The organism is Curtobacterium sp. UNCCL17 (assembly GCF_000686685.1).
Classification (GTDB): domain Bacteria; phylum Actinomycetota; class Actinomycetes; order Actinomycetales; family Microbacteriaceae; genus Curtobacterium; species Curtobacterium flaccumfaciens.
Map to the genome: position 1 here is coordinate 745,896 of NZ_KK366000.1, position 24,019 is coordinate 769,914.

Annotated in this window: 22 protein-coding genes; 2 read left to right on the forward strand and 20 right to left on the reverse strand. The window is 71.8% G+C overall.

Annotated elements, in window-relative coordinates:
* Nucleotides 1-68: 68 nt before the first annotated feature.
* The 15 genes from BR70_RS0108470 to BR70_RS0108540 form a co-directional block, all read right to left on the reverse strand.
* On the reverse strand, nt 69-1,526 hold the full coding sequence (locus BR70_RS0108470) for a glutamate synthase subunit beta (RefSeq protein WP_027465717.1): 1,458 nt from the start codon (nt 1,524-1,526) through the stop codon (nt 69-71).
* A complete protein-coding gene (gltB, locus tag BR70_RS0108475; protein ID WP_027465718.1) occupies nt 1,519-6,123 on the reverse strand; it encodes a glutamate synthase large subunit in 4,605 nt (1,534 codons plus the stop codon). The genes BR70_RS0108470 and gltB overlap by 8 nt, the downstream gene beginning before the upstream one ends.
* Before the next feature lie 221 nt (nt 6,124-6,344).
* Nucleotides 6,345-7,331: a prolipoprotein diacylglyceryl transferase gene (gene lgt, locus BR70_RS0108480; protein WP_027465719.1), complete on the reverse strand. Its 987-nt coding sequence runs from the start codon at nt 7,329-7,331 to the stop codon at nt 6,345-6,347.
* A gap of 96 nt (nt 7,332-7,427) precedes the next feature.
* The gene (trpA, locus tag BR70_RS0108485; protein WP_027465720.1) at nt 7,428-8,222 is read right to left on the reverse strand and encodes a tryptophan synthase subunit alpha; all 795 of its coding nucleotides are present in this window, start codon (nt 8,220-8,222) and stop codon (nt 7,428-7,430) included.
* Nucleotides 8,219-9,433, reverse strand: a complete 1,215-nt coding sequence (gene trpB, locus BR70_RS0108490) for a tryptophan synthase subunit beta (protein ID WP_027465721.1) — start codon at nt 9,431-9,433, stop codon at nt 8,219-8,221. Before trpB ends, trpA begins: the two co-directional genes overlap by 4 nt.
* A 127-nt stretch (nt 9,434-9,560) precedes the next feature.
* Nucleotides 9,561-10,346 (reverse strand): indole-3-glycerol phosphate synthase TrpC, encoded by a 786-nt coding sequence (trpC, locus tag BR70_RS0108495; RefSeq protein ID WP_027465722.1) that lies wholly within the window; start codon nt 10,344-10,346, stop codon nt 9,561-9,563.
* 19 nt (nt 10,347-10,365) lie between these two features.
* The gene (locus BR70_RS0108500) at nt 10,366-10,605 is read right to left on the reverse strand and encodes an HGxxPAAW family protein (RefSeq protein ID WP_017887200.1); all 240 of its coding nucleotides are present in this window, start codon (nt 10,603-10,605) and stop codon (nt 10,366-10,368) included.
* A complete protein-coding gene (locus BR70_RS0108505; RefSeq protein WP_027465723.1) occupies nt 10,602-11,300 on the reverse strand; it encodes a Trp biosynthesis-associated membrane protein in 699 nt (232 codons plus the stop codon). Before BR70_RS0108505 ends, BR70_RS0108500 begins: the two co-directional genes overlap by 4 nt.
* Nucleotides 11,297-12,841, reverse strand: a complete 1,545-nt coding sequence (locus BR70_RS0108510; protein ID WP_027465724.1) for an anthranilate synthase component I — start codon at nt 12,839-12,841, stop codon at nt 11,297-11,299. Before BR70_RS0108510 ends, BR70_RS0108505 begins: the two co-directional genes overlap by 4 nt.
* Nucleotides 12,838-13,236, reverse strand: coding sequence for a phosphoribosyl-AMP cyclohydrolase (gene hisI / locus BR70_RS0108515; protein WP_027465725.1), 399 nt, complete (start codon nt 13,234-13,236; stop codon nt 12,838-12,840). Before hisI ends, BR70_RS0108510 begins: the two co-directional genes overlap by 4 nt.
* Nucleotides 13,237-13,261: 25 nt before the next feature.
* Nucleotides 13,262-14,017 carry an imidazole glycerol phosphate synthase subunit HisF gene (gene hisF, locus BR70_RS0108520; RefSeq protein WP_231495669.1) on the reverse strand — a complete coding sequence of 252 codons (756 nt, stop codon included), beginning with the start codon at nt 14,015-14,017 and terminating at the stop codon, nt 13,262-13,264.
* Nucleotides 14,018-14,028: 11 nt separating this feature from the next.
* Nucleotides 14,029-14,868 carry an ATP phosphoribosyltransferase gene (gene hisG, locus BR70_RS0108525; RefSeq protein ID WP_027465727.1) on the reverse strand — a complete coding sequence of 280 codons (840 nt, stop codon included), beginning with the start codon at nt 14,866-14,868 and terminating at the stop codon, nt 14,029-14,031.
* 58 nt (nt 14,869-14,926) lie between these two features.
* On the reverse strand, nt 14,927-15,190 hold the full coding sequence (locus BR70_RS0108530; protein WP_027465728.1) for a phosphoribosyl-ATP diphosphatase: 264 nt from the start codon (nt 15,188-15,190) through the stop codon (nt 14,927-14,929).
* A 59-nt stretch (nt 15,191-15,249) separates the two neighbouring features.
* Entirely contained in the window at nt 15,250-15,909 is a 660-nt protein-coding gene (rpe, locus tag BR70_RS0108535; RefSeq protein ID WP_027465729.1) for a ribulose-phosphate 3-epimerase, read from the reverse strand.
* A 72-nt stretch (nt 15,910-15,981) separates the two neighbouring features.
* A complete protein-coding gene (locus BR70_RS0108540) occupies nt 15,982-16,581 on the reverse strand; it encodes a TetR/AcrR family transcriptional regulator (protein WP_027465730.1) in 600 nt (199 codons plus the stop codon).
* Nucleotides 16,582-16,643: 62 nt separating this feature from the next.
* Here BR70_RS0108540 and BR70_RS0108545 point away from each other — a divergent pair, with 62 nt between their 5' ends.
* Nucleotides 16,644-17,297: an NAD(P)-dependent oxidoreductase gene (locus tag BR70_RS0108545; RefSeq protein ID WP_027465731.1), complete on the forward strand. Its 654-nt coding sequence runs from the start codon at nt 16,644-16,646 to the stop codon at nt 17,295-17,297.
* A 24-nt stretch (nt 17,298-17,321) separates the two neighbouring features.
* Here the strand turns inward: BR70_RS0108545 and BR70_RS0108550 are convergent, their stop codons facing one another.
* Both BR70_RS0108550 and fmt read right to left on the reverse strand, forming a co-directional pair.
* Nucleotides 17,322-18,890, reverse strand: coding sequence for an RsmB/NOP family class I SAM-dependent RNA methyltransferase (locus BR70_RS0108550; protein ID WP_231495670.1), 1,569 nt, complete (start codon nt 18,888-18,890; stop codon nt 17,322-17,324).
* Entirely contained in the window at nt 18,887-19,822 is a 936-nt protein-coding gene (fmt, locus tag BR70_RS0108555) for a methionyl-tRNA formyltransferase (RefSeq protein ID WP_027465733.1), read from the reverse strand. Before fmt ends, BR70_RS0108550 begins: the two co-directional genes overlap by 4 nt.
* Nucleotides 19,823-19,956: 134 nt before the next feature.
* Here fmt and BR70_RS0108560 point away from each other — a divergent pair, with 134 nt between their 5' ends.
* On the forward strand, nt 19,957-20,412 hold the full coding sequence (locus BR70_RS0108560) for a DUF4383 domain-containing protein (protein ID WP_027465734.1): 456 nt from the start codon (nt 19,957-19,959) through the stop codon (nt 20,410-20,412).
* Nucleotides 20,413-20,535: 123 nt separating this feature from the next.
* Here BR70_RS0108560 and BR70_RS0108565 read toward each other — a convergent pair whose 3' ends face one another.
* The 3 genes from BR70_RS0108565 to rpoZ are packed head-to-tail and all read right to left on the reverse strand — an operon-like array spanning nt 20,536 to nt 24,007.
* The gene (locus BR70_RS0108565; protein ID WP_035808325.1) at nt 20,536-22,518 is read right to left on the reverse strand and encodes a primosomal protein N' family DNA-binding protein; all 1,983 of its coding nucleotides are present in this window, start codon (nt 22,516-22,518) and stop codon (nt 20,536-20,538) included.
* A gap of 8 nt (nt 22,519-22,526) precedes the next feature.
* On the reverse strand, nt 22,527-23,738 hold the full coding sequence (gene metK, locus BR70_RS0108570; RefSeq protein ID WP_110858970.1) for a methionine adenosyltransferase: 1,212 nt from the start codon (nt 23,736-23,738) through the stop codon (nt 22,527-22,529).
* A 5-nt stretch (nt 23,739-23,743) separates the two neighbouring features.
* Nucleotides 23,744-24,007, reverse strand: coding sequence for a DNA-directed RNA polymerase subunit omega (rpoZ, locus tag BR70_RS0108575; RefSeq protein WP_017887186.1), 264 nt, complete (start codon nt 24,005-24,007; stop codon nt 23,744-23,746).
* Nucleotides 24,008-24,019 lie beyond the last annotated feature (12 nt).

Consider the following 24,019-nt stretch of genomic DNA (forward strand, 5'->3'; position numbering starts at 1 on the left):
GAGCGTGAGCATCTGGTGGAGACGGTCCGCCGTCTGGCGGCGGCCCGACATCTGGTGTGCGTCCGACATCAGACGGAGATCGCCCGGTCGGTCGCCTTGACCGGCGCCGGCAGGATCGTGGAGCCCTCGAGGTACTCGTCGACCTGTGCGGCCGCGGCACGGCCCTCGGCGATCGCCCACACGATGAGCGACTGCCCACGACCCGCGTCGCCGACGACGAACACGCCGGCCTCGTTGGTCGCGTAGTCGGCACGGCGGTCGAGCGCCCCGGAGACCGTGGTCGGCAGACCGAGCTGCGGCTCGATCGTGTCGGACTCGGGGCCGGTGAAGCCCATCGCGATGAGGACGAGGTCGGCCGGGATCTCCCGCTCGCTGCCCGCCTTCGGGACCCGTCGGCCGTCGAGGTACTCGGTCTCGGCGACCCGCAGTGCGCGGACCTCGCCGGCGTCGTTCGACAGGAACTCGACGGTGGAGGCGAGGAAGTGCCGCTCGCCGCCCTCTTCGTGGGCGCTCGTGATCTCGAACACGGTCGGGAACATCGGCCACGGCTGGTCGGACGGACGCTCGAGCGGCGGCTGCTTGCCGATCGCCAGGTTCGTCACGCTCAACGCGCCCTGGCGGTGGGCCGTACCGATGCAGTCCGCGCCGGTGTCGCCGCCGCCGATGACGACGACGTGCTTGCCCTCGGCCGTGATCTGGTTGTCGACCGTCGTGCCCGCGTTCGCCTTGTTCTGCTGGACCAGGTAGTCCATGGCGAAGTGCACGCCCTCGAGGTCGCGCCCCGGGATCGGCAGGTCGCGCGGCACCGTGGCGCCGGTGGCGACGACGACCGCGTCGTAGCGTGACTTCAGGTCGTCCCAGGTGATGTCCCTGCCGATCTCGACCCCGGCACGGAACCGGGTGCCCTCGGCCTGCATCTGGGCGAGGCGCGCGTCGATCTGGCGCTTCTCCATCTTGAAGTCCGGGATGCCGTAGCGGAGCAGGCCGCCGATGCGGTCGTCCCGCTCGTAGACGGCGACCGTGTGGCCGGCACGCGTGAGCTGCTGCGCGGCGGCGAGCCCGGCGGGGCCGGAGCCCACGACGGCGACGGTCTTGCCCGTCAGGCGCTCCGGCGGGTGCGGGGTGACCCAGCCGTTCTGGAACGCCTGGTCGATGATCGAGACCTCGACCTGCTTGATCGTCACCGGGGGCTGGTTGATGCCGAGCACGCACGACGACTCGCACGGGGCCGGGCAGAGCCGACCCGTGAACTCCGGGAAGTTGTTCGTCTCGTGCAGGCGCTCGATCGCCTGTCGGCCCTCACCGCGCCAGGTCAGGTCGTTCCACTCCGGGATCAGGTTGCCGAGCGGGCAGCCCTGGTGGCAGAACGGCACGCCGCAGTCCATGCAGCGGCCGGCCTGGCGCTTCAGGACACCGGACTCCTGCTGCTCGTAGACCTCTTTCCAGTCCATGAGCCGCACGGGCACGGGTCGCCGGGGCGGGAGTTCGCGTTCCTGGACCTTCAGGAATCCCTTGGGGTCAGCCACCGGTCACCTCCATGATCCTGTTCCAAACGATGTCACCGTCGGGGTCGAGCCCCTCGTCGACGGCCTGTCTGCGCGTCTCGAGCACCGCCGCGTAGTCGCGCGGCAGCACCTTGACGAAGTCGCTCAGGTCTCCGGACGCCAGCAGGTCGGACGCGAGCGTCGACCCCGTCTCGTCGGCGTGCCGGGTGAGCAGGTCGGTGACGATCTCGACGTCGGCGCTGTCGAGCGCCTCGAGCCGGAGTTCGCCGGACGCCAGGGCGTCGGTGTTGACGTGCTCCTCGCGGAGCCCACGGACGTACGCCGTCCCACCGGACATGCCGGCACCGAGGTTCCGGCCGGTCTCGCCGAGGATGAGCGCGAGCCCGCCCGTCATGTACTCGAGCGCGTGGTCGCCCACGCCCTCGACGACGGCCGTTGCACCGGAGTTCCGCACCAGGAACCGCTCGCCCACGATGCCGCGGATGAACATGCTGCCCTGGGTGGCGCCGTACCCGATGACGTTGCCGGCGATGACGTTCTCGGCGGGGTCGAAGCCCGAACCGGCGTCGGGGCGGACGACGATCTGGCCGCCGGAGAGCCCCTTGCCGACGTAGTCGTTGCTGTCGCCGATGAGCCGCAGCGTGATGCCCGCCGGCAGGAACGCGCCGAGCGACTGCCCGGCGGAACCGCGCAGCGTCACGTCGATCGAACCGTTCGGCAGACCGTGTTCGCCGTGTCGCAGGGTCACCTGGTGGCCGAGCATCGTGCCGACGGCACGCTCGGTGTTGCGGATGGGCAGGTCGAGCGCGATCGAACCGCCGTGGTCGAGCACGTCCGCGGTCTGCTGGATGAGCTGCACGTCGAAGTGCTGGTCCAGCTCGTGGTCCTGCTCGCGGTGGTGGCGGCGCGGTTCGGCGTCGTCGAAGTGCGGTCCCTTGAGCACGGGCGCGAGGTCGAGCCCTGAGGCCTTCCAGTGCTCGACGGCACGGTCGACGTCGAGCGCGTCGGTCTGCCCGATGGCCTCGTCGAGGCTGCGGAAGCCGAGCTCGGCGAGGAGTTCGCGAACCTCCTGCGCGATGAACTCGAAGAAGTTCACGACGAACTCGGGCTTGCCGGAGAACCGCTTGCGGAGCTCGGGGTTCTGCGTGGCGACGCCGACCGGGCAGGTGTCCAGGTGGCAGACGCGCATCAGGATGCAGCCCTCGACCACGAGCGGGGCGGTCGCGAAGCCGTACTCCTCGGCGCCGAGCAACGCGGCCACGACGACGTCGCGCCCGGTCTTCATCTGCCCGTCCACCTGCACGACGACGCGGTCGCGCATGCCGTTCAGCATGAGCGTCTGCTGGGTCTCGGCCAGGCCGATCTCCCACGGGGTGCCGGCGTGCTTGAGCGAGTTCAGCGGGCTCGCGCCGGTGCCGCCGTCGTGGCCGGAGACGAGTACGACGTCGGCCAGGGCCTTCGTCACACCGGCCGCGACCGCACCGATGCCGGACTGACTCACGAGCTTCACGTGGACGCGGGCGGCCGGGTTGGCGCGCTTGACGTCGAAGATCAGCTGCTTGAGGTCCTCGATGGAGTAGATGTCGTGGTGCGGCGGCGGCGAGATGAGGCCGACGCCCGCGGTGGCGTGCCGGGTGCGGGCCACCCACGGGTAGACCTTCGCCGGGGGCAGCTGACCGCCCTCGCCGGGCTTCGCGCCCTGCGCCATCTTGAGCTGGATGTCGGTGGCGTGCGTGAGGTACATGCTCGTCACGCCGAACCGGCCGGAGGCGACCTGCTTGATCGCGCTGCGGCGCTCGGGGTCGAGGAGCCGGTCGACGTCCTCGCCGCCCTCGCCCGTGTTCGACCGCCCACCGAGCCGGTTCATCGCGATGGCGAGCGTCTCGTGGGCCTCCTTCGAGATGGACCCGTAGGACATCGCACCGGTGTTGAACCGCTTGACGATCGACTCGATCGACTCGACCTCGTCGAGCGCGATGGGCTTCCGAGCGCCCTGCTTGAACCGGAACAGCCCGCGGAGCGTCATGAGCTGCTCGGACTGGTCGTCCACGGCGCTCGAGTACTCGCGGAAGATGTCGTACCGGCGGGCACGCGTGGCGTGCTGCAGGCGGAACACCGTGTCCGGGTTGAACAGGTGCGGCGGGCCCTGACGGCGCCACTGGTACTCGCCACCGATCTGCAGCCGCTCGTGGGAGAGCACGGCACCGTCCTGCGGGTACGCCTGGGCGTGCCGCTCGGCGTTCTCCTTGGCGATGACGTCGATGTCGACGCCGCCCAGGATCGACGAGGTGCCCGTGAAGTACCTGTCGACGAACTCCTGGCTGAGCCCGACGGCCTCGAACGCCTGCGCACCGGCGTAGCTGGACACCGTGGAGATGCCCATCTTCGACATGATCTTCAGCACGCCCTTGCCGAGCGCCTTGATGACGTTCTTGACGGCCTGCTCCGGGGTGATCCCGGGGATCATGCCGGCGCGGACCAGGTTCTCGCAGGTCTCCATCGCCAGGTACGGGTTGATCGCCGAGGCGCCGTACCCGATGAGGGTCGCCACGTGGTGGACCTCGCGCACGTCGCCGGCCTCGACGATGAGCCCGACCTTCATGCGCTGCTCGGTGCGGATCAGGTGGTGGTGGACCGCGGCGAGGAGCAGGAGGCTCGGCACCGGTGCCTGCTCGGAGTTGCCGTCGCGGTCGGACAGCACGATGAACTGCTTGCCGGACTCGATCGCGGCGTCGACCTCGTCGCACACGGCGGCGATGCGCTTCTGCATCGCCTTCTTGCCGGCGTCGACGCGGTACAGGCCCTTGATCGTGACGGTCAGGTGGCGACCCGACTCGGTCTCGAAGTGCTGGACCTTGGCGAGCTGGTCGTTGTCGATCACCGGGAAGTCGAGCGTGATCTGCTTCGCGTGCTCGGGACCGGCGGAGAGCAGGTTGCGCTCCGGACCGAGCCCCATCCCCATCGAGGTGATGACCTGCTCACGGATCGAGTCGAGCGGCGGGTTGGTCACCTGCGCGAACTGCTGCGTGAAGTAGTCGAAGAGCAGTCGCGGACGCTCGGACAGCACGGCGATCGGGGTGTCCGAGCCCATCGCGCCGAGGGGTTCGGCCCCCGCTGCCGCCATCGGGCGCAGCAGGATCCGGACCTCTTCCTCGGTGTACCCGAACGCGCGCTGCCGACGGGTGACCGAGGCCGGGGTGTGCACGATGTGCTCGCGCTCCGGCAGGTCGTTGAGGTTGATGCGGCCGGCTTCGAGCCAGTCACCCCAGGGACCCGAGGCGGCGAGTTCGCGCTTGACCTCGTCGTCCTCGATGATGCGGCCGGCCTCGGTGTCCACCAGGAACATCCGGCCCGGACGCAGGCGCCCCTTGCGCACGACCTTGGCGGCCGGCACGTCGATGACCCCGGTCTCGGAGCCCATCACGATGAGGCCGTCGTCCGTGACCAGGAAGCGTCCGGGGCGCAGGCCGTTGCGGTCGAGGGTGGCGCCGACGAGCGAGCCGTCGGTGAAGGTGATCGCGGCGGGGCCGTCCCACGGCTCCATGAGCATGGAGTGGTACTCGTAGAACGCGCGGAGGTCCGGGTCCATCCCGACCTGGTTCTCCCACGCCTCTGGCACCATCATCGACACGGCGTGCGGCAGGGTCCGGCCGGTCAGGGTCAGCAGCTCGAGGACCTCGTCGAACGAGGCCGAGTCGCTCGCCCCCGGGCTCACGATGGGCAGGAGCGGGGCCATGTCGCCGAGCAGTTCGCTCTCGAGCTGCGACTGGCGGGCGCGCATCCAGTTGCGGTTGCCGCGCACGGTGTTGATCTCACCGTTGTGGGCGATCGTCCGGAACGGCTGCGCGAGCGGCCACGACGGGAACGTGTTGGTGGAGTAGCGCGAGTGCACGATCGCGAGCTTCGACGCGAAGCGCTCGTCGCTGAGGTCCGGGTAGAACGGCTCGAGCTGCAGCGTCGTGACCATGCCCTTGTAGACCATGGTGCGGCTCGACAGCGACATGAAGTACAGGTCGTTGTCGTGCTCGGCGCGCTTGCGGAGCCGGAAGGCCTGGCGGTCGAGCGCGATGCCGCTCCACGAGGCACCGTGCACGTCGTGCCGGATGGAGGCGACGAACAGCTGCTCGAACGCCGGCATCGCGGCACGTGCGAGCGTGCCGAGGACCTCCGGACGCACCGGGACCTCGCGCCACCCGAGGACCTTCAGGCCCTCTTCGCGGGCGAGCCGCTCGACGGCGCCCTTCACCGCGTGGCGCGCGTCGTCGTCCAGGGGCAGGTAGGCGGTACCGACGGCGTACTCCCCCGCGGCCGGCAGCTCGAAGGGCACGACGGCCCGGAGGAACTCGTCGGGCACCTGGCACAGGATGCCCGCGCCGTCACCGGTGCCCGCGTCGGAGCCCACGGCACCGCGGTGCTCGAGGTTCCGGAGCGCACCGAGTGCGGCGTCGACGATGTCGTGACCGGGCGTGCCGCGCAGGGTCGCGACCATCGCGAGTCCGCAGGCGTCCTTCTCGTTCGCCGGGTCGTACATGCCCGTGGCGTCCGGGATCGCGGAGAAGCGGCGGTGCGGCGGCACGAGGCTCGTCGGTGCCGAGGGCTGGGTTGGCTGGAGCGCCATGGGGAACCGTCCTCACGAGGAAGTGGAACAGGGACAGCGGTGGCCCGGTGGTGCGTTCCGCCCGAGCGGGCGGGACTGGTGCCCGTGCCCGCCGTCAGTGAGTTGCCCTGCCGGCCGGCGAGGTTGCTGGGCCCCGCTTGTGGCGGAGACCGTCTGGTGCTGCTGCTGGTGGTGCTGCGCGTGACCGGTGGTCGTCGGGAGCGGGTGCTCCCACCACGGGATCAGCGAGTGGTCGTGACCGGTTCGTCGCTCGTGACGCCGTCTGCTGCGTCGTCGTCGTGCTCCGAGAAGGTGTCCTCGGAGTCTACAACGGAGGTCGGACGGGGCCCGCGACCCGGCAGGTACGGGCTCGGCTCCTTGCCGGTGTGCCGGCGGCTCTGCACCACGAAGATCAGGATGCCGATGACGACCGCGGCGAGGGCCACCCACACGTTGGTGCGGACCCCGAAGAAGGTCTCGCTCGTGTCGACGCGGATGGACTCGAGCACCGAGCGTCCGGCGCCGTACCAGATCAGGTACAGGCCGAGGACCTTGCCCCACTGCAGCGTGAACTTGCGCGCGAGGAGCAGGATGACGACGACACCGAGGACGTTCCAGATGATCTCGTAGAGGAACGTCGGGTGGAACAGCGTGCCCTCGGGCAGACCCTTCGGGAAGGCGGCGTTGCTCGAGTCGATCTCGAGGCCCCAGGGCAGGCTCGTCGGCATGCCGAAGAGCTCCTGGTTGAAGTAGTTGCCCAGACGGCCGAACGCCTGTGCGAGCAGGACGCCCGGCACCACGGCGTCGATGAACGACGTGAAGCGCAGGCCCACCTGGCGGCAGCCGATCCACGCGCCGACCGACCCGAGGATGAGCGCGCCGAAGATGGCGAGCCCGCCCTCCCAGATGTACAGGAAGGACAGCGGGTCGATGCCGGGGCCGAAGTAGTCGGACACGTGGGTGAACACGTGGAAGAGGCGACCGCCGATGATGCCGGCGGGCACGGCCCAGATCGCGATGTCGATGATGATCCAGCGCTCGACGCCGCGGGCGTTGAGTCGGCGGTTCGCCAGGACGACCGCGGCCACGATCCCGATCAGGATGCAGATCGCGTACGCGTGGATGCGGAAGTCGAGGGGCAGCGACCAGCCGAACGCGTCGCGCAGCCAGGCGGTCAGGTCGAAGTACTGCCAGGCGGTGCTCGGGCTCGGGATGCTCAGGAGGGGCATGGAGGTGCTGTCGCCTTTCGGAACTGACGGGGCGCGGTCGACGTGGCGTCGGCCTCGCTCACTGTAGCGCGGGTCGCGGGCCCGACAGGAACTGGACTAGCGGCGGCGGGCGCCGGTGGCGAGGTCGGCGGCACGGTCGGCCACACCCTGCACACCGAGGTCGGCCAGCGCGCGGACGAACGCGGACCCGACGATGGCACCGTCGGCGTACTCGAGCACCTCGCCGACCTGCTCGGCCGTCGAGATCCCGAGACCCACGCAGGTGCGCTCGACCCCGGCGTCGCGCAGGCGCGACACCACCGTGCGTGCGGCGACGTCGACCCCGGCCCGTGCACCGGTCACACCCATCGTGGAGACGGCGTAGACGAACCCACGGCTGGCCTCGACCGCCTGGCGCATGCGCTCGTCCGACGAGGACGGTGCCGCGAGGAAGACCCGGTCGAGCCCGGTCCGCTCGGAGGCCTCGGTCCACGCGGAGGCCTCGTCGGGGATGAGGTCGGGCGTGATGAGGCCGGCGGCTCCGGCGGCGACGAGGTCGTCGGCGAAGCGGTCCACGCCGTAGCGCAGCACCGGGTTCCAGTACGTCATGACGAGCACCGGCACGTCGGCCCGCTCGGTGATCTGCTGCACGGCGTCGAAGACCTGTGCGACCCGGAAGCCGTTCGCCAGGCTCTCCTCGGCCGCCCGCTGGATCACGGGGCCGTCCATCACCGGGTCCGAGTACGGCAGGCCGAACTCGATGACGTCCACGCCGTTCTCGGCGAGGGCGACGGCGGCGTCGACGCTGGTCTGCAGGTTCGGGTACCCGGCGGGCAGGTAGCCGACGACGGCTCCGGCGCGCTCGGCGTTGGCGGTGTCGATCGTCGTGGCGACGGTCCGGTTCGTGGTCACAGCTGCACCGCGTTCTCGTCGAGGATGCCGAAGTAGCGACTGGCGGACGCGACGTCCTTGTCGCCCCGGCCGGACAGGTTCACGAGCACGACGCCCTCGGGGCCGAGCTCCTTGCCGAGCTTCATGGCACCGGCGAGGGCGTGGGACGACTCGATCGCCGGGATGATGCCCTCGGTCTGGCTCAGCAGGCGGAACGCCTCCATCGCCTCGGTGTCGGTGATCGGCTGGTACTTCGCGCGGCCGATCGACGCCAGGTACGCGTGCTCCGGTCCGACGCTCGGGTAGTCGAGTCCGGCCGAGATGCTGTGGCTCTCGATCGTCTGGCCGTCCTCGTCCTGCATCAGGTACGACTTCGCGCCCTGCAGCACGCCCTCGCGACCGAGCGTGATGCTCGCCGCGTGCCGACCGGTCTCGACGCCGTCGCCGCCGGCCTCGAAGCCGTGCAGCGCGACGGACTCGTCGTCGAGGAACGCCTCGAAGATGCCCATCGCGTTCGATCCGCCGCCGACGCAGGCCGCGACGGCGTCCGGCAGGCGCCCGACGCGGTCGAGGACCTGCTGGCGCGCTTCCTCGCCGATGACCTTGTGGAACTCGCGCACCATCTCGGGGAACGGGTGCGGACCGGCGACCGTGCCGAGCAGGTAGTGCGTCGACGAGACGTTGGCGACCCAGTCGCGCAGGGCGTCGTTGATGGCGTCCTTCAGGGTGCGCGAACCGGTCTCGACGGGGATGACCTCGGCGCCGAGCAGGCGCATCCGGGCCACGTTGAGGGCCTGTCGCTCGGTGTCCACGGCGCCCATGTAGACGACGCACTCCATGCCGAACAGCGCGGCAGCGGTCGCCGTGGCGACGCCGTGCTGGCCGGCACCGGTCTCGGCGATCAGGCGGGTCTTGCCGAGCCGACGGGCGACGAGGGCCTGGCCGAGGACGTTGTTGATCTTGTGGGAACCGGTGTGGTTCAGGTCCTCGCGCTTCAGGATCACCCGAGCGCCACCGGCGTGCTTCGCGAACCGCGGCACCTCGGTGATGATCGAGGGGCGCCCGGTGTAGTCGCGCTGCAGCTCGTCGAGCTCCGCACGGAACGCCGGGTCGGCCCAGGCCTGACGGAAGGCGGCCTCGAGCTCGTCGAGCGCGAGGACGAGGGACTCGGGGACGAAGCGTCCGCCGAAGTCACCGAAGTAGGGGCCGTGCAGGTCGCGGAGTGAGGTCACGATGTGTCTCCCGGGACGAGTCCGACGCGGCCGGTGGGCCGCGTCGGACGGGTGGAACGTGCGGCCGCGGTCGGCGGCCTCGATGCGTGGGCGGTCCGGGCCGCCGGTCAGCGGCCCGGTGAGCCGGTCAGGCCTGGTCGGCGGCGTCGACGAACGACGCCAGGGTCGCGGCGGGGTCGTCACCCGTCACGAGCGCTTCGCCGACCAGCACGACGTCGGCGCCGGCTGCCCGGTAGTGGGCGACGTCGGCCGGACCGGAGACCGCGGACTCGGCGACCCGCACGACCCCGGTGGGGATGCGGTCGGCGAGCGACCCGAACAGGTCGCGGTCGAGCGAGAAGTCGGTCAGGTCACGGGCGTTGACGCCGAGGATGCGGGCGCCGGCGTCGAGGCCACGCGTGACCTCGTCACCGGAGTGCGCCTCGACCAGCACGCGCATGCCGAGTTCTTCGGCCAGGGTGTGCAGTTCGACCAGGCGGGCCTGTTCGAGCGCCGCCACGATGAGCAGCACGACGTCGGCTCCGGACGCCCGGGCCTCGATCACCTGGTACGGGTCGGCGATGAAGTCCTTGCGGAGCACGGGTACCCCGACGCGGGCCTTCACGGCTTCGAGGTCGGCGAGACTGCCGAGGAACTTGCGGCCCTCGGTCAGGACGCTGATCGTCGAGGCCCCGCCACGCTCGTAGTCGGCGGCGAGGGCAGCCGGGTCGGCGATCGCGGCCATCGACCCGCGGGACGGGCTGGCGCGCTTGACCTCGGCGATGATCTTCACCCGGTCACCCGGGCTGAGGAACGCGAGGGCGTCGAGCGGCGACGCCACCCGGTCGAGGTCGCGTTCGACGTCCGAGTACGGACGGTCGACACGACGGGCGGCGGCGTCCTCGAGCGCGCCCGCGACGAGGGTCTCGAGCACGTTCGGCATCGGGAGACCCCTACTCGCCGTGGTGCTTGGGGACGAACTTCGGACCGTCGACGCCGTAACCGGCCTTCTTCATCACGCCACCGACGATGAGGCCGATGAGGACGACGCCAGCGGAGGCCCAGACGCCCCACGGCTGGTCGAACCAGAAGAACAGCGTGCCTGCCGCGAATCCGATCAGCATGATCACGACGGCGGTCCAGGCGGCCGGCGAGTGGCCTTCGCCGAGTTCTGCGGGCTCAGTGTTGCTCACGGTGCTCCTCGTTCTGCTCCGGCGTCGTCGGTCGAGCGACGCCCTGTCGATCCTACCGTGTCGTCACTCGGCGCCCCCGCGCCCGCGCCGTCGGCGGTGGTCGGGTCTACGCCCGCGCTCAGGTCGTCCCAGTCGACGACCGCGTCGCGCTGGACGGGTGCTGCCGCGCGTGCCGCCGCGGCGGCTCCGGCGGTCGCGGCGCCGTACTTCCGGCTCGGGCCGGGCCAGGCGCGCTGGACCACGATGACGACCACGCCGAGCAGCACGGCGAGGACGCCGCCCGCGATCCCGACGGCGGGCCACGGGCTCACGGAGACGCTCGACACGACACCGCGGACGGCGCCGAGGTCACTGACCCCGGCGACCTCGCCGACGGCACCGCGTGCAGCGGCGATCGGGTCACGGAGTGCGGTGATCCCGCTGACGACGACCCCGAGGCCGAGCAGGATCTCGACGGCGGCGAGCACGATGCGCAGCACCCGTCCGGCGATGGTCATCGCCAGGAAGAGCGCGAGGCTGGCGATCGCCAGCGCCGTGTACTGCGGCACGACCGCCGCCCCGTCGGCCGAGACCGTCGAGGTGACGGCGGCGCCCGCGTGCAGGCGCACGGTGAACCAGGTCTGGGTCCAGGCGAGCATGATGACGCCGGCGACCAGGAGTCCGGCGACGACCACGATCGGACGCGAGCGCTTCACGAGCGGACCTCGCGCATCCGGTTGGCCGTGGCGACGGCACGCAGCGGGGCGGCGGCCTTGTTGACCGCCTCGACGTGCTCGGTCTCCGGGTCGGAGTCCGCGACGAGTCCGGCACCGGCCTGCACGCGGGCGACGCCGTCCTTGATCAGGGCGGTGCGGATCGCGATCGCCAGGTCGGCGTCACCGGCGAAGTCGAAGTACCCGACGACACCGGCGTACGCACCGCGCTTCGCCGGCTCGAGCTCGTCGATGATCTCGAGCGCACGCGGCTTCGGCGCGCCCGAGAGCGTGCCGGCCGGGAACGTCGCCCGGAACACGTCGATCGCCGAGGCCTCGGGACGCACCCGCCCCTCGACGCTCGACACCAGGTGCATGATGTGGCTGAACCGCTCGACGGTCATGAACTCGGTGACGCTGACGGTGCCCGGCTCGCACACCTTCTGCAGGTCGTTGCGGGCGAGGTCGACGAGCATCAGGTGCTCGGCGCGCTCCTTCGGGTCGCCGAGCAGGTCCTCGCCGAGGTGGACGTCCTCTTCCGGGGTCGCACCACGCGGGCGGGACCCGGCGATCGGGTGCGTGATGGCGCGGTCGCCCTGCACCTTGACCAGCGCCTCCGGGGAAGCGCCGACGATCCAGAACCGCTCGTCGGCGGTGTCCGCGAGGGCGAGGAAGTACATGTACGGGCTCGGGTTCAGCGTCCGGAGCACCCGGTAGACGTCGAGCGGGTCGGCCGTGACCTCGTGGTCGAACCGCTGCGAGATGACGACCTGGAACACGTCACCGTCGCGGATGAAGCCCTTCGAGCGCTCGACGGCCGCCATGTAGTCGGCCGGGCTCGTGCGGTGGGTCGGGGTCGGCTCGGCGATCTCGAACGCCTCGGCGACGGTCGCGACGCTCGGCTGCACCAGGTCGCCCTGCATGCGGTCGAGGCGCTGCTGCGCGTCCGCCCAGAGGGTGTCCGCGTCGTCGGTGCCGTCGTTCAGCACGCTCGCGACCAGCAGCACGAGACCGGTGCGGTGGTCGAGTGCGGCGAGTTCGGAGACGAACGACAGCGCCTGTCCGGGCACGTCGAAGTCGGCCGGCGGCACGTTCGGCAGGTGCTCGAGCTGCCGCACGGCCTCCCACCCGATGAAGCCGACGGTGCCGCCGACGAGCGGCGGCGAGCCGGGCACCCGCGGCGTGGCCCAGCGCTCGTGCAACCGTGCGAGGACCTCGAGTGGGGCGCCGTCGAGCGACCCGACGGCGCGCTCGGCGTCGATGCCGGTGTCGATCCAGGCCGCGCGGTCGCCGTCCTGCGTCAGGACGCCGAAGCTCCGCACACCGACGAACGACCAGCGTGACCACAGGCCACCCTGACCGGCGGACTCGAGCAGGAAGGACCCGGGGCGGCCGTCGGCGAGCTTGCGGTAGACGCCGACCGGCGTCTCGCTGTCGCCGTACAGCGCGCGGACGACCGGCAGGACGCGGTGGTCGTCGAGCAGGCCGTCGAACTCCGGTCGGGAGGTCGTGTGCGGGGTCTCGGAGATCGTCGCGGTGGTCATCGGGTCGGCTCCACGGCCGTGTCCGCCGGGGCGGACATGGTCACGGGCGCGAGCGGGTCGACGTCGAAGCACCGGTGCGCACCGGTGTGGCACGCCGCCCCGACCTGCTGCACCGTGACGAGGAGCGTGTCGTCGTCGCAGTCCAGTGCAGCGCCCCGGACGTACTGGGCATGTCCCGACGTGTCACCCTTCCGCCAGTACTCGTTCCGCGACCGCGACCAGAAGGTCACACGGCCTTCGGTGAGGGTGCGGCGGAGGGCTTCCCGGTCCATGTAGCCGAGCATGAGGACGTCCTTCGACGATTCCTCCTGCACGATGGCGGGGAGCAGGCCGTCCGCACCGAAGCGTGCGCGGTCGAGGACCGCCTCGGTGTCGGTGCTGGTGCTGTCGGTCATGAGACTCCTAGCCTACGGCGGCGGATCAGCGGACGGCGTGGCCGGTCGCGCGGAGCGCGGCCTTGACGTCCCCCACGGTCATCTCGCCACGGTGGAAGACACTGGCGGCGAGGACTGCATCCGCTCCCGCGTCGACGGCCGGGGCGAAGTGCTCGACGTGACCCGCGCCTCCCGAGGCGATCACCGGGACGGACGAGACGGCGCGCACCGCGGCCACGAGTTCGAGGTCGAACCCGTTCTTCGTGCCGTCGGCGTCGATGGAGTTGACGAGCAGTTCCCCCGCGCCGCGCTCGACGGCCTCGCGTGCCCACGCGATGGCGTCGAGGTCGGACTCGGTCCGCCCGCCGTGGGTGGTGACCACGAAACCCGAGGGCATCCGGTCGGAGCGCTTGACGTCGAGCGACAGCACGACGGCCTGGGCACCGAACCGGTCGGCGATCTCGCCGATGAGCTCGTGCCGGGCGATCGCTGCGCTGTTCACGCCGATCTTGTCCGCGCCGCACTGCTGCAGGCGCGAGACGTCGTCGACGCTGCGCACCCCACCACCGACGGTGAGCGGGATGAAGACCTGCTCGGCCGTCCGGGTCACGGTGTCGTACATCGTCGCCCGGTTCTCGACCGTGGCGCCGACGTCGAGGAAGGTCAGCTCGTCGGCACCCTGCTCGTAGTACCGAGCCGCGAGCTCGACGGGGTCACCGGCGTCCTGCAGGTCCAGGAAGTTGACGCCCTTGACGACGCGGCCGCCCTTGACGTCGAGGCACGGGATGACCCGGACCGACACGCCACCGGCGGTCACAGGCGTGCGGCGTGGATCGGGCTGACGAGGATCGCCCGGGCGCCGAGGTCGTAGAGCGCGTCCATGATGAGGTTCGCGTCGTCGCGCGGGATCATCACGCGGACAGCCGCCCAGTCGCGGTCGTGCAGCGGCGACACGGTTGGCGACTCGATGCCGGACGCCACCGCCGTCGCCTGCTCGAGCAGGGCCGTGGGGACGTCGTAGTCGAGCATCACGTAGCCACGGGCGACGAGCACGCCCTGCAGGCGTCGGCGGAGCACGTCGATGCCGGGGATGGTCTCGTCGGTGGAGACGAGCACCGCGGTCGACTCGAGGATCACCGGGCCGAAGATCTCGAGGCCCGCCTGCCGGAGCGTGCTGCCCGTCGACACGACGTCGGCCACGGCGTCGGCGACCCCGAGCCGGACGGCGCTCTCGACCGCGCCGTCGAGCTTCACGAGCGTGGAGCTGACCCCGTGCTCGGCGAGGAACGCACCGACCAGTCCGGGGTAGCTCGTGGCCACCCGCACGCCGTCGAGGTCCTGCAGCGAGGCGAACCGACCCGGGGTGCCGGCGAACCGGAAGGTGGAGTCGGCGAAGCCGAGCGCGTCGACCTCGTGCGCCTCGGACCCGGAGTCGAGCAGCAGGTCGCGGCCGGTGATGCCGACGTCGAGCGCGCCGGACCCCACGTACGTGGCGATGTCCCGCGGGCGGAGGAAGAAGAACTCGACGCCGTTGCGCTCGTCGAGCAGGTGCAGCGCCTTCGGGTCGCGGCGGCCGGCGTACCCGGCCTCCCGCAGCATGTCGGACGCGGTCTCGGACAGGGAGCCCTTGTTGGGCACGGCGATGCGGAGCATCAGTGGGTCTGCTTTCTGTGGGGTCGTCGGCGGTCGTCGGTGCGCCGGGCGGCGCTTCCTACAGATGTCGCCAGACGTCCGCCGGGGTGAGCCCCTTGGCGACCATGAGGACCTGGAGGTGGTAGATCAGCTGCGAGATCTCCTCCGAGGTGCGCTCGTCGCCCTCGTACTCGGCCGCCATCCAGACCTCGGCGGCTTCCTCCACGATCTTCTTGCCGATCTGGTGCACGCCGGCGTCCAGTTCGGCGACGGTGCCGGAGCCCTCGGGGCGCGTGCGCGCCTTCTCAGTGAGCTCCTGGAACAGGTCGTCGAACGTCTTCACGGGGTCCAGGCTACCGGTCTCCGCAGACGCTGCCGACGCACCGTCCGGACGGGTCGCGCTCATGCCCGCGCCCGCGCGGCCGCTTCGCGCAGGTCCGTGATCCGCGCGGCGGGCTCCCCGCCGTAGACGGCCGACCCGGCGACGAGCGTGTCGGCCCCGCTGCGCACGGCCTCGGGCACGGTGTCCACCGAGATGCCGCCGTCGACCTCGAGCCACACGTCGAGCCCGGACGCATCGACGGCAGCGCGGGCGTCGGCGAGCTTCGGCATCACGGACGGCATGAAGGACTGGCCGCCGAACCCGGGCTCGACGGTCATCAGCAGGATCATGTCGTAGGCGTCGAGGTGGTGCAGCACCTGCGTGATCGGGGTGCCGGGCTTCACGGCGACGGCGGCGCGGGCACCGTTCGACCGGATCGCCGCGGCGGTCGCCACCGGGTCGTCGGCTGCCTCGAAGTGGAACGTGACGCTCGATGCACCGGTCTCGGCGTACTTCGGCGCGTTGCGGTCGGCGTCGGTGACCATCAGGTGCACGTCGAGCGGCACCGGCGACACCTGCTGCAAGCGCTGCACGATCGGCAGCCCGAGCGTCAGGTTCGGGACGAAGTGGTTGTCCATCACGTCGACGTGCACCAGGTCGGCGGTCTCGATGCGCTGGAGTTCGCGCTCGAGGTTCGCGAAGTCGGCGGACAGGATGCTCGGCGAGATGCGGATCGTCACCGGGCAAGCCTACCGGCGTGCGCCTGCCTGGCTGCGCTGCCCGGGTGCGCGCGGCGCCGTCCGGGGGCGGGGTCAGCCGTCGCCGAGGGCGCGCGTGCCGAGGTCGGACCGGAGCATCGTCCCGAGTGCTGCTTCGACCAGCCGCTCGCCCTGCGGGCGGTCGATCCGGCGCGACACGACGAGGCCCGCGATCCCCTGCATGGTCGCGGCGAACAGGAGCTTGAAGGTGGTCCGGGCGTCCTCGCCGGGCTCCGGCGCGGACGCTCCGAGCGCGCCGTCGAGCACGGCGAACAGCGATTCGGCGGCGGTCTGCACGGGGCCGGACCGGCCGGCCGTCGACGCCTGGAACATGAGGTCCATGAGCGCCGCGTCGTCGATGGCGAAGTCGACGTACGCCATGGCGACCCGACGGAACCGGTCGTCGACGTCGCCCGAGCCGGAGAGGGCCCGGCGCACCGCGGTGGTCAGTCGCTCGAAACCGAGCACGGCGAGGGCGTCGAGGAGTGCCTGGCGGTCGACGAAGTGGCTCCGCGGCGCACCGTGGCTGACCCCGGCGCGCCGCGCCAGGTCACGGAGGGACAACCCGTCGACGCCGTCCTCGCGCAGGACCTGGACGGCCTCGTCGAGCAGCACGGCCCGCAGGTTCCCGTGGTGGAAGGGACGCTCCGGCATGGAGAGAGCCTATCGCGGTACTAGGCATTGCCTATTTTCTAGTCATTGCCTAGATTGGGTGGATGACACCTCGACAGCACCTGCTCGTGTTCGGCGCGACCGGACAGACCGGCCAGCACTTCACCCGGCTCGCACTCGATGCCGGACACCGTGTCCGCGCCGTCGTCCGGACACCGTCGAAGCTGGCGGTCCAGCACGACGACCTGCAGGTCGTGCAGGGCTCGGTCACCGACGGCCTCGACCTCGACGCGCTGCTCGAGGGCGTGACGGGCGTGGTCGTGATGCTCGGGGACGTCGCCGCGCAGCGCGAGCGACCGGTCAACACCGCGTTCGTCCGCACGCTCGTGCCGGCCATGCGCCGGAGCGGCACCCGGCGGCTGCTCTACCAGGCCGGTGGGCTGAGTGCGCCTCCCGGCAAGCGGCTCGCGCCCGTGCTCCGCCTCGTCCGGTCGACGCTCGCGCGGGAGTACATCGGACAGCACGCGGACAACGAGTCGGTGATGCGCTACCTCGACGCCGAGGCGCAGGACATCGCCTGGACGGTCCACCGCGCCGGCATCGGTTCGGACGGCCCGTCCAAGGGCGAGCTGCGCCGGTCGGCGCGGTGGATCAGCATCGGTACCTTCCGGGACTGCGCCGCGTACAACCTGCGCACCTTGTTCGACGACACGGCCGTGCACACGTGCGACGGCAGTGCCTACCGACGGTCGCGCTGAGCCCGATCCCGGTCGGCGGGGTGGTCAGTCGACGCGACGGAACAGCGCGATGAACATCGCGTCCGTCCCGATCCGGTGCGGCCACAGCTGCGCCGTGACACCGTCCGCGATCTCGGGGTCGCGCGCGGCGACACCCCGGACGATCGTGGCGGTGTCGAGCTGCTCGAGCCGGTCCCCGTGCCGCCCCATCAGCGCGTCGACCTGCCCGCGGGTCTCGGCCAGGTGCGGCGAACACGTCACGTACGCCAGGGTCCCACCCGGTGCGAGCACCCGGACGGCGGCGTCGAGCAGTTCGGTCTGCAGGGCAGCGAGCTCCTCGACGTCCTCGGGGAGCTTCCGCCAACGGGCCTCCGGCCGGCGACGCAGCGCGCCGAGCCCGGTGCACGGGGCGTCGAGCAGGATGCGGTCGAAGGTCATCCCGGTGCCGTCGCGGCCGTACCGACGGGCGTCGCCCTCGACGACCCGCACGTGGTCACCGAACACGCCGAGGGCGTTCCGCACGAGTCCGGCCCGGGCGGGCACGAGCTCGTTGGCGACCAGGGTCGCCCCGCCCTGCTGCGCCTCGGCGGCGAGCAGCGCGGCCTTGCCGCCGGGCCCGGCGCACATGTCGAGCCACCGCTCCCCCGCACGCACGTCCGACGAGCGGCTCAGCGCCAGCGCGGCGAGCTGCGACCCCTCGTCCTGCACACGCAGGCGTCCGGCGGCGACGCCGGGCACGCGCGCCGGGTCGCCGCTGATGCCGCGGATGCCGACGGGCGACACCGGCGCGGCGTCCGCCTGCACGACGGGCTCCTCGGCCCGGACGGGAGGCACGGTGCCGGTCGCGCCGTCGGCCTCCGGTTCGTCGTCGGCGGGCACGAGGGCCGCGGGCACGTCGTCCGCACCGGTCGCGTCGGCGAACGCGGCGTCGGTGTCGTCGTCTGGGGAAGTGCGGGCGGTCGCCGTGGCGATGTCCTCGTCGGTGGCGAGTCCGGGCAGGGCCGCGAGCTGCACCCGGGGTGCGGCGTTGTCGGCGGCGAGCAGGGCGGCGAGCTCGTCGCGGGAGCGTTCGGCGGCCAGGGCGTCGCGGAGCGCCGAGACGACCCAGACGGGGTGCGACCAGCGGGTGGCGAGCAGGGCGTCCCCGGCGCGGCCCTCGGTGATCAGGGCGTCCCACTCCTGATCGGTGCGGGCGGCGATCTTGCGCATCACGGCGTTCACGAACCCGGTCGCGCGGCGGGCGCCGACCTCGCGGGCGAGCTCGACCGTGGCGTCGACCGCGGCGTGCGTCGGCGTGCGCATGGCGAGCAGCTGGTGCGCACCGAGGCGCATCACGTCGAGGACGTCCGCCTCGATGTTCTCGGCCCGGCGACCGGAGGCCAGCGCGATGATCACGTCGTAGCGGCCGAGCATCCGGATCGACCCGTAGGTGAGCTCGGTCGCGAACCCGGCGTCGCGGGCGGTGAGCCCGGCGCGGCGGATGCGCGTCGGCAGCAGCAGGTTCGCGTAGGCGTCGTCGACCTGCACGGCGCGGAGCACGTCGAACGCCACGCGGCGGGCGCTGGCCGGACGCGGGCCGCGGCGGGCACCCTGGGGCTTCGTCTGGGGGCTCATGCGAGGACCTTCCCGTCCAGTTCGCCGAGGCCACGGGCCCAGGCGGCGGCGTCCATCGCCTTCTTGCCCGCCGGCTGCACCTCGAGCAGCAACAGCGGGGTGTCGGCGGTCCCGACCAGCAGCCGACCGCCGTGGAGTGCGAGCGCACCCGGCGCGAGCGACGGGGCGGGGTCCTGCGTGCCTCCCGGCTGGAGGGTGCTGCGGAGCAGCTTCACGCGGGTCTCGCCCAGGTGGGCGTACGCGCCGGGCTCGGGCGTGACGCCGCGCAGCCGCGCGTGCACGGCGGTGGCGGGCGCGGCGAAGTCGATGCGGCCGTCGTCGATCGTGAGCTTCGGTGCGAGCGTGGGCTCGCCGGACTGTTCGGTCGCGACTGCGGTGCCGTCGGCGATGGCGTCCACGACGTCCGCCACCACGTCGGCGCCGACCTCGGCCATCGCCGCGAGGACCTCGCCCGAGGTCGCCCCGGGGTCGATCTCGAAGGGCCGCGCGGCGTAGACCGGGCCGGCGTCGAGCGCCTCGACCAGCTGGAAGACCGTGGCGGCGGTCCGGGTGTCGCCGGCCATCACCGCACGCTGCACGGGAGCAGCACCGCGGTACGCCGGCAGGTCGGAGAAGTGCAGGTTGATCCAGCCGTGCCTCGGGGCGTCGAGCGCCGGGCGGCGGAGCAGTGCGCCGTAGGCGACGATCACGCCGAGGTCGACGTCGAGGTCCGCGATCCGGGCGGTGACGGCGTCGTCGACGCGCGAGGCCTCGATGACCGGCAGGCCGAGCTCCGCGGCGACGACGGCCACGGGGGTCGGGGTGAGGACACGCTTGCGGCCCTGCGGGGTGGCCGGCCGCGTGAGCACCGCGACGATCTCGTGGTCGGACGCTGCCAGACGGCGGAGGGTGGGGACGGCCGCAGCGGGGCTGCCGGCGACGACGAGACGCATGGGTTCGATCCTCCCACGCGCGAGCCACTGCGCCTTGCCCGGTCGCCAGCGTCACGGTGCGCGTTCCGGCTCACCTTGGGGACAGCAGAGCATCGGCTGCGTACGGTCTGAACCACATCAGGAGAGGAAACCCCATGAGCGACGTCACCACCGCCACCAACCGCTACGCCGGTTCGTCCGTCCAGAAGGCCGCCCTCGTGGTCGGCATCGTGTTCCTGCTCGTCGGGATCGCCGGGTTCATCCCCGGCATCACGACCGGCGACCTGGCCGGGGCCGGACACGAGTCGATGGGCATGCTGCTCGGCATCTTCCAGGTGTCCGTGCTGCACAACATCGTGCACCTGCTGTTCGGCGTCGTCGGACTGCTCGCCGCCAACCGTGCCTCCGGCTCGCGGATGTACCTGGTGATCGGCGGGATCGTCTACTTCGTGCTGTGGATCTACGGCCTGTTCACCGCCGGCCACAGCTCGGGTGCGAACTTCGTCCCGCTGAACAACGCCGACAACTGGCTGCACCTCGTCCTCGCCATCGGCATGGTCGCCCTCGGCGTCGTGCTGCCGCGCGAGCGTCGCCGGCCCGCCAACGCCTGACCGAACCGCACCAGCCGGTCGCCGCACGGCGGCAGACCCCGAACGACACCGCCGACGTCGCACGACGTCGACGGTGTCGTTCTGCGTCGTGCAGCAAATCGGACCCACCCGGGCCCGACGGCGTCAGACCTCGGAGAACGGTTCGGCGTCGTCCAACCGCACCCGCAGCGTCGGAGCGGCCCGTCGGCGGTTGCCGCCCTTGAGCACCCGCCGGGTCGACGAGCGCCGGATGACCTCGGCCTTGAGCGTGGCGGCGACCTCGGCCCCGTGTGCGTACGGGAACCGCACGATCGCCCGGACCGTGCCGGGCAGGGCGTCGTCCTCGACCGGGACCGGGCCGAGCACCGGACCGACGACGGCGTCGCCGAGCGCTTCGACCGCCGCGGTGACGGCTTCGTCGGTACCGGTCATCGTCGCCACCCGGACCGCCGGCGGGAAGTGGAGTTCGCGGCGGTCGGTCAGCTCGTCGTGCGCGGGTCCGTCGAGTCGCCACAGGGCCATCGCCGAGGCCAGCCGCCCGCCGATCCCGACCAGGTACACCTCGGCCCCGGGAGACGACTTCGCCGCCGCGTTCGTCCAGAAGCGCAGGACGTCCTCCTGCACGCGCAGCCCCTCGCGGGCGAGCATCTTCTCACCGTCCAGCAGCAGGACGCAGGCGTAGCCCCCCGGCACCGCCGGCTCGGCCCCACGGGTGGCGACCACCACGGACGGGCGGGCGGGGACCTCGTCGAGCGGGCGAGAGCCGTCGGCGACGACGATCCGGGTGCCGGGGAACGCCCGCCCGAGTTCGTCGGCGGTCCGTTGCGCTCCCTGACCGACCGGCTTCACGGTGCCGTTGCCGCACGTCGGGCAGCGGAACCCGACGGCCAGCGCGCCGCAGAAGCGGCACTGGGGCGTGGCGCCACGGTGCGGGCTGCCGAGCGGCCCGCCGCAGACCCGGCAGTGCGCGCGTTCGCCGCACTCGGCACAGACCAGCCCGGTACCGAAGCCCGGGCTCGCGACCTGCACCAGGACGGCACCGTGCTGGCTGGCCTCGCGCGCGGCACGCCAGGCAGAGCTCGGGATGCGCGCCTGTGCGGCGAACCCCTCGGCCCCGGTCTGCTGCACGGTGGGGATGACCTTCGGGGTCTTCACGCGGTACGGCACGACGTCCTGCAGCCAGTGCAGCTCGACCAGGCGCTGCACGTCGGTGCTGCGCGCGTGTGAGACGAACAGCAGCGCGGCACCGGACTGGGCGGCCCGCACCAGGGCGACGTCGCGCGTGTGCACGTAGGGCGCCCGCTGCTCGATGAACGAGGCGTCGCCGTCGTCCCACATGGCGATCAGGCCGAGCTCCGTCGCCGGTGCGTACATCGCCGTGCGGTTGCCGATCGCGACCACCGGGTGCGTGCGGGCCTGCAGCAGTGCCTTCGCGCGCTGCCCGTTCGTCTGCTTCGCGTCGAAGCGCACCACCCGCTCCGGTGGCAGCACGGCGAGCAGGGCACGCTCGAGGTCGATGACGTCGCGGAAGTCCGGAACGGCGATCACGGCGGACTGCTCGGCCGCCACCGTGTGCGCGGCGGCCTGGGCGAGCGTCGCGGCCCATCCCGGGACCCAGACCGGCGCGTCCGCGTCGCCCATCGCCACGGGCTGGGGCACGGCGGCGACCGCGGCGCGTCCGTGCTCCGTCACCACGGCCTCCAGGACGCCGTCGGCGTAGCCGGTGACGGGCGGGGCGGTCACCGGCGGCGGCGACCACGCGGTGTCCCGGGCGAGCCAGGCCTTCTCGGCGCGCACCTGCCGCGGTGGCACGGCGAGGCGCAGCACGTCGGAGGCGACCCCCGCGGCCCGGTCGGCGACGGCGCGCGCGAGGGTCCAGATCTCCGGCGCCAGGACGGGCACCGGGGACAGGACGGCCTCGATCTGGCTCAGCTCACCCGGGTACTCACCCTCGGTGACGATCTCGACCACGTAGCCGTCGGACATCCGGGCCCCGGTGCGCAGCGGCACCTTGACGCGGACCCCCGCGACGCAGTCGTCCTCGAGCTCGGCCGGAACACGGTAGTCGAACAAGCGGTCCAACTGCGGGAGCGGCGAGTCGAGGACGACGCGCGCGACGGTGGTCACGCGGTGCTTCAGACGGTCGCGGCGACGAGTCCTGCGGCGGCGCGGAGTTCCTCGACACGGTCGAGCTGCTCCCACGTGAACCCGGGGAGCTCGCGGCCGAAGTGGCCGTAGGTCGCGGTCTGCGCGTAGATCGGTCGGAGCAGGTCGAGGTCGCGGATGATCGCGGCCGGACGCAGGTCGAAGACCTGGCGGATGGCGGCCTCGATCGTGGCGTCGTCGACGTGTCCGGTGCCGAAGGTCTCGACGTAGAGCCCGACGGGCTTCGCACGGCCGATCGCGTACGCGACCTGCACCTCGAGCCGGTCGGCGAGCCCCGCGGCGACCGCGTTCTTGGCGACCCAGCGCAGCGCGTACGCCGCAGAACGGTCGACCTTCGACGGGTCCTTGCCGCTGAACGCGCCGCCACCGTGACGGGAGGCCCCGCCGTAGGTGTCGACGATCACCTTGCGGCCGGTGAGCCCGGCGTCGCCCTGGGGGCCGCCGATCTCGAAGCGGCCGGTCGGGTTCACGATGACGTCGACGTGCGACGAGTCGAGGTCGACCAGGTCGAGGACCGGACGGATCACGTGCTCGGTGATCGCGGCGGTGAGCTCGTCGAGCGTGACGCTCGGCGAGTGCTGCGTGGAGAGCACGACGGTCTCGACGGTCTTCGGCACGACGCCGTCGTACCCGATGGTGACCTGGGTCTTGCCGTCCGGGCGCAGGAACGACAGCTCGCCCGACTTCCGGACCGCGGCCAAGCGCTCGGCCAGGCGGTGCGCCAGCCAGATCGCGACCGGCATGTACTCGGGGGTCTCGTTCGTCGCGAAGCCGAACATGATGCCCTGGTCGCCGGCGCCCTGACGGTCGAGCGGGTCGACCGCACCGGTGCGGGAGTCGAGCGACTCGTCCACACCCTGCGCGATGTCCGGCGACTGGGCGCCGATCGAGACCTCGACACCGCACGTGGCACCGTCGAACGAGACGTCCGACGAGTTGTAGCCGATCCCGGTGATGACGTCACGGACGAGCTTGGGGATCTCGACGTAGCCGGAGGTCGTGACCTCGCCGGCGACGTGCACGAGCCCGGTGGTCACCATCGTCTCGACGGCGACGCGCGCGTTCGGGTCGACCGTCAGCAGTGCGTCGAGGATGCTGTCCGAGATCTGGTCGCAGATCTTGTCGGGGTGCCCCTCGGTCACCGACTCGGACGTGAAGAGGCGGAGAGCAGCTGCAGTCACCGGGATCAGTCGGTGGGCTGCTGCTGCTTGGTGACGGTGAGCTTGTCCTCGTTGATCTCGTGGAGCGCGACGGACAGCGGCTTGTCGTCGATCGTCGAGTCGACGAGCGGTCCGACGTTGTCGAAGAGCGAGCCCTCGTGCAGGTCGGCGTAGTAGTCGTTGATCTGGCGGGCGCGCTTGGACGCGAAGATGACGAGCGCGTACTTCGACTCGACCTTGCTGAGCAGGTCGTCGATGGGCGGGTCGATGATGCCCTGGGGGTTGGCCATGGTGTCTCCTCG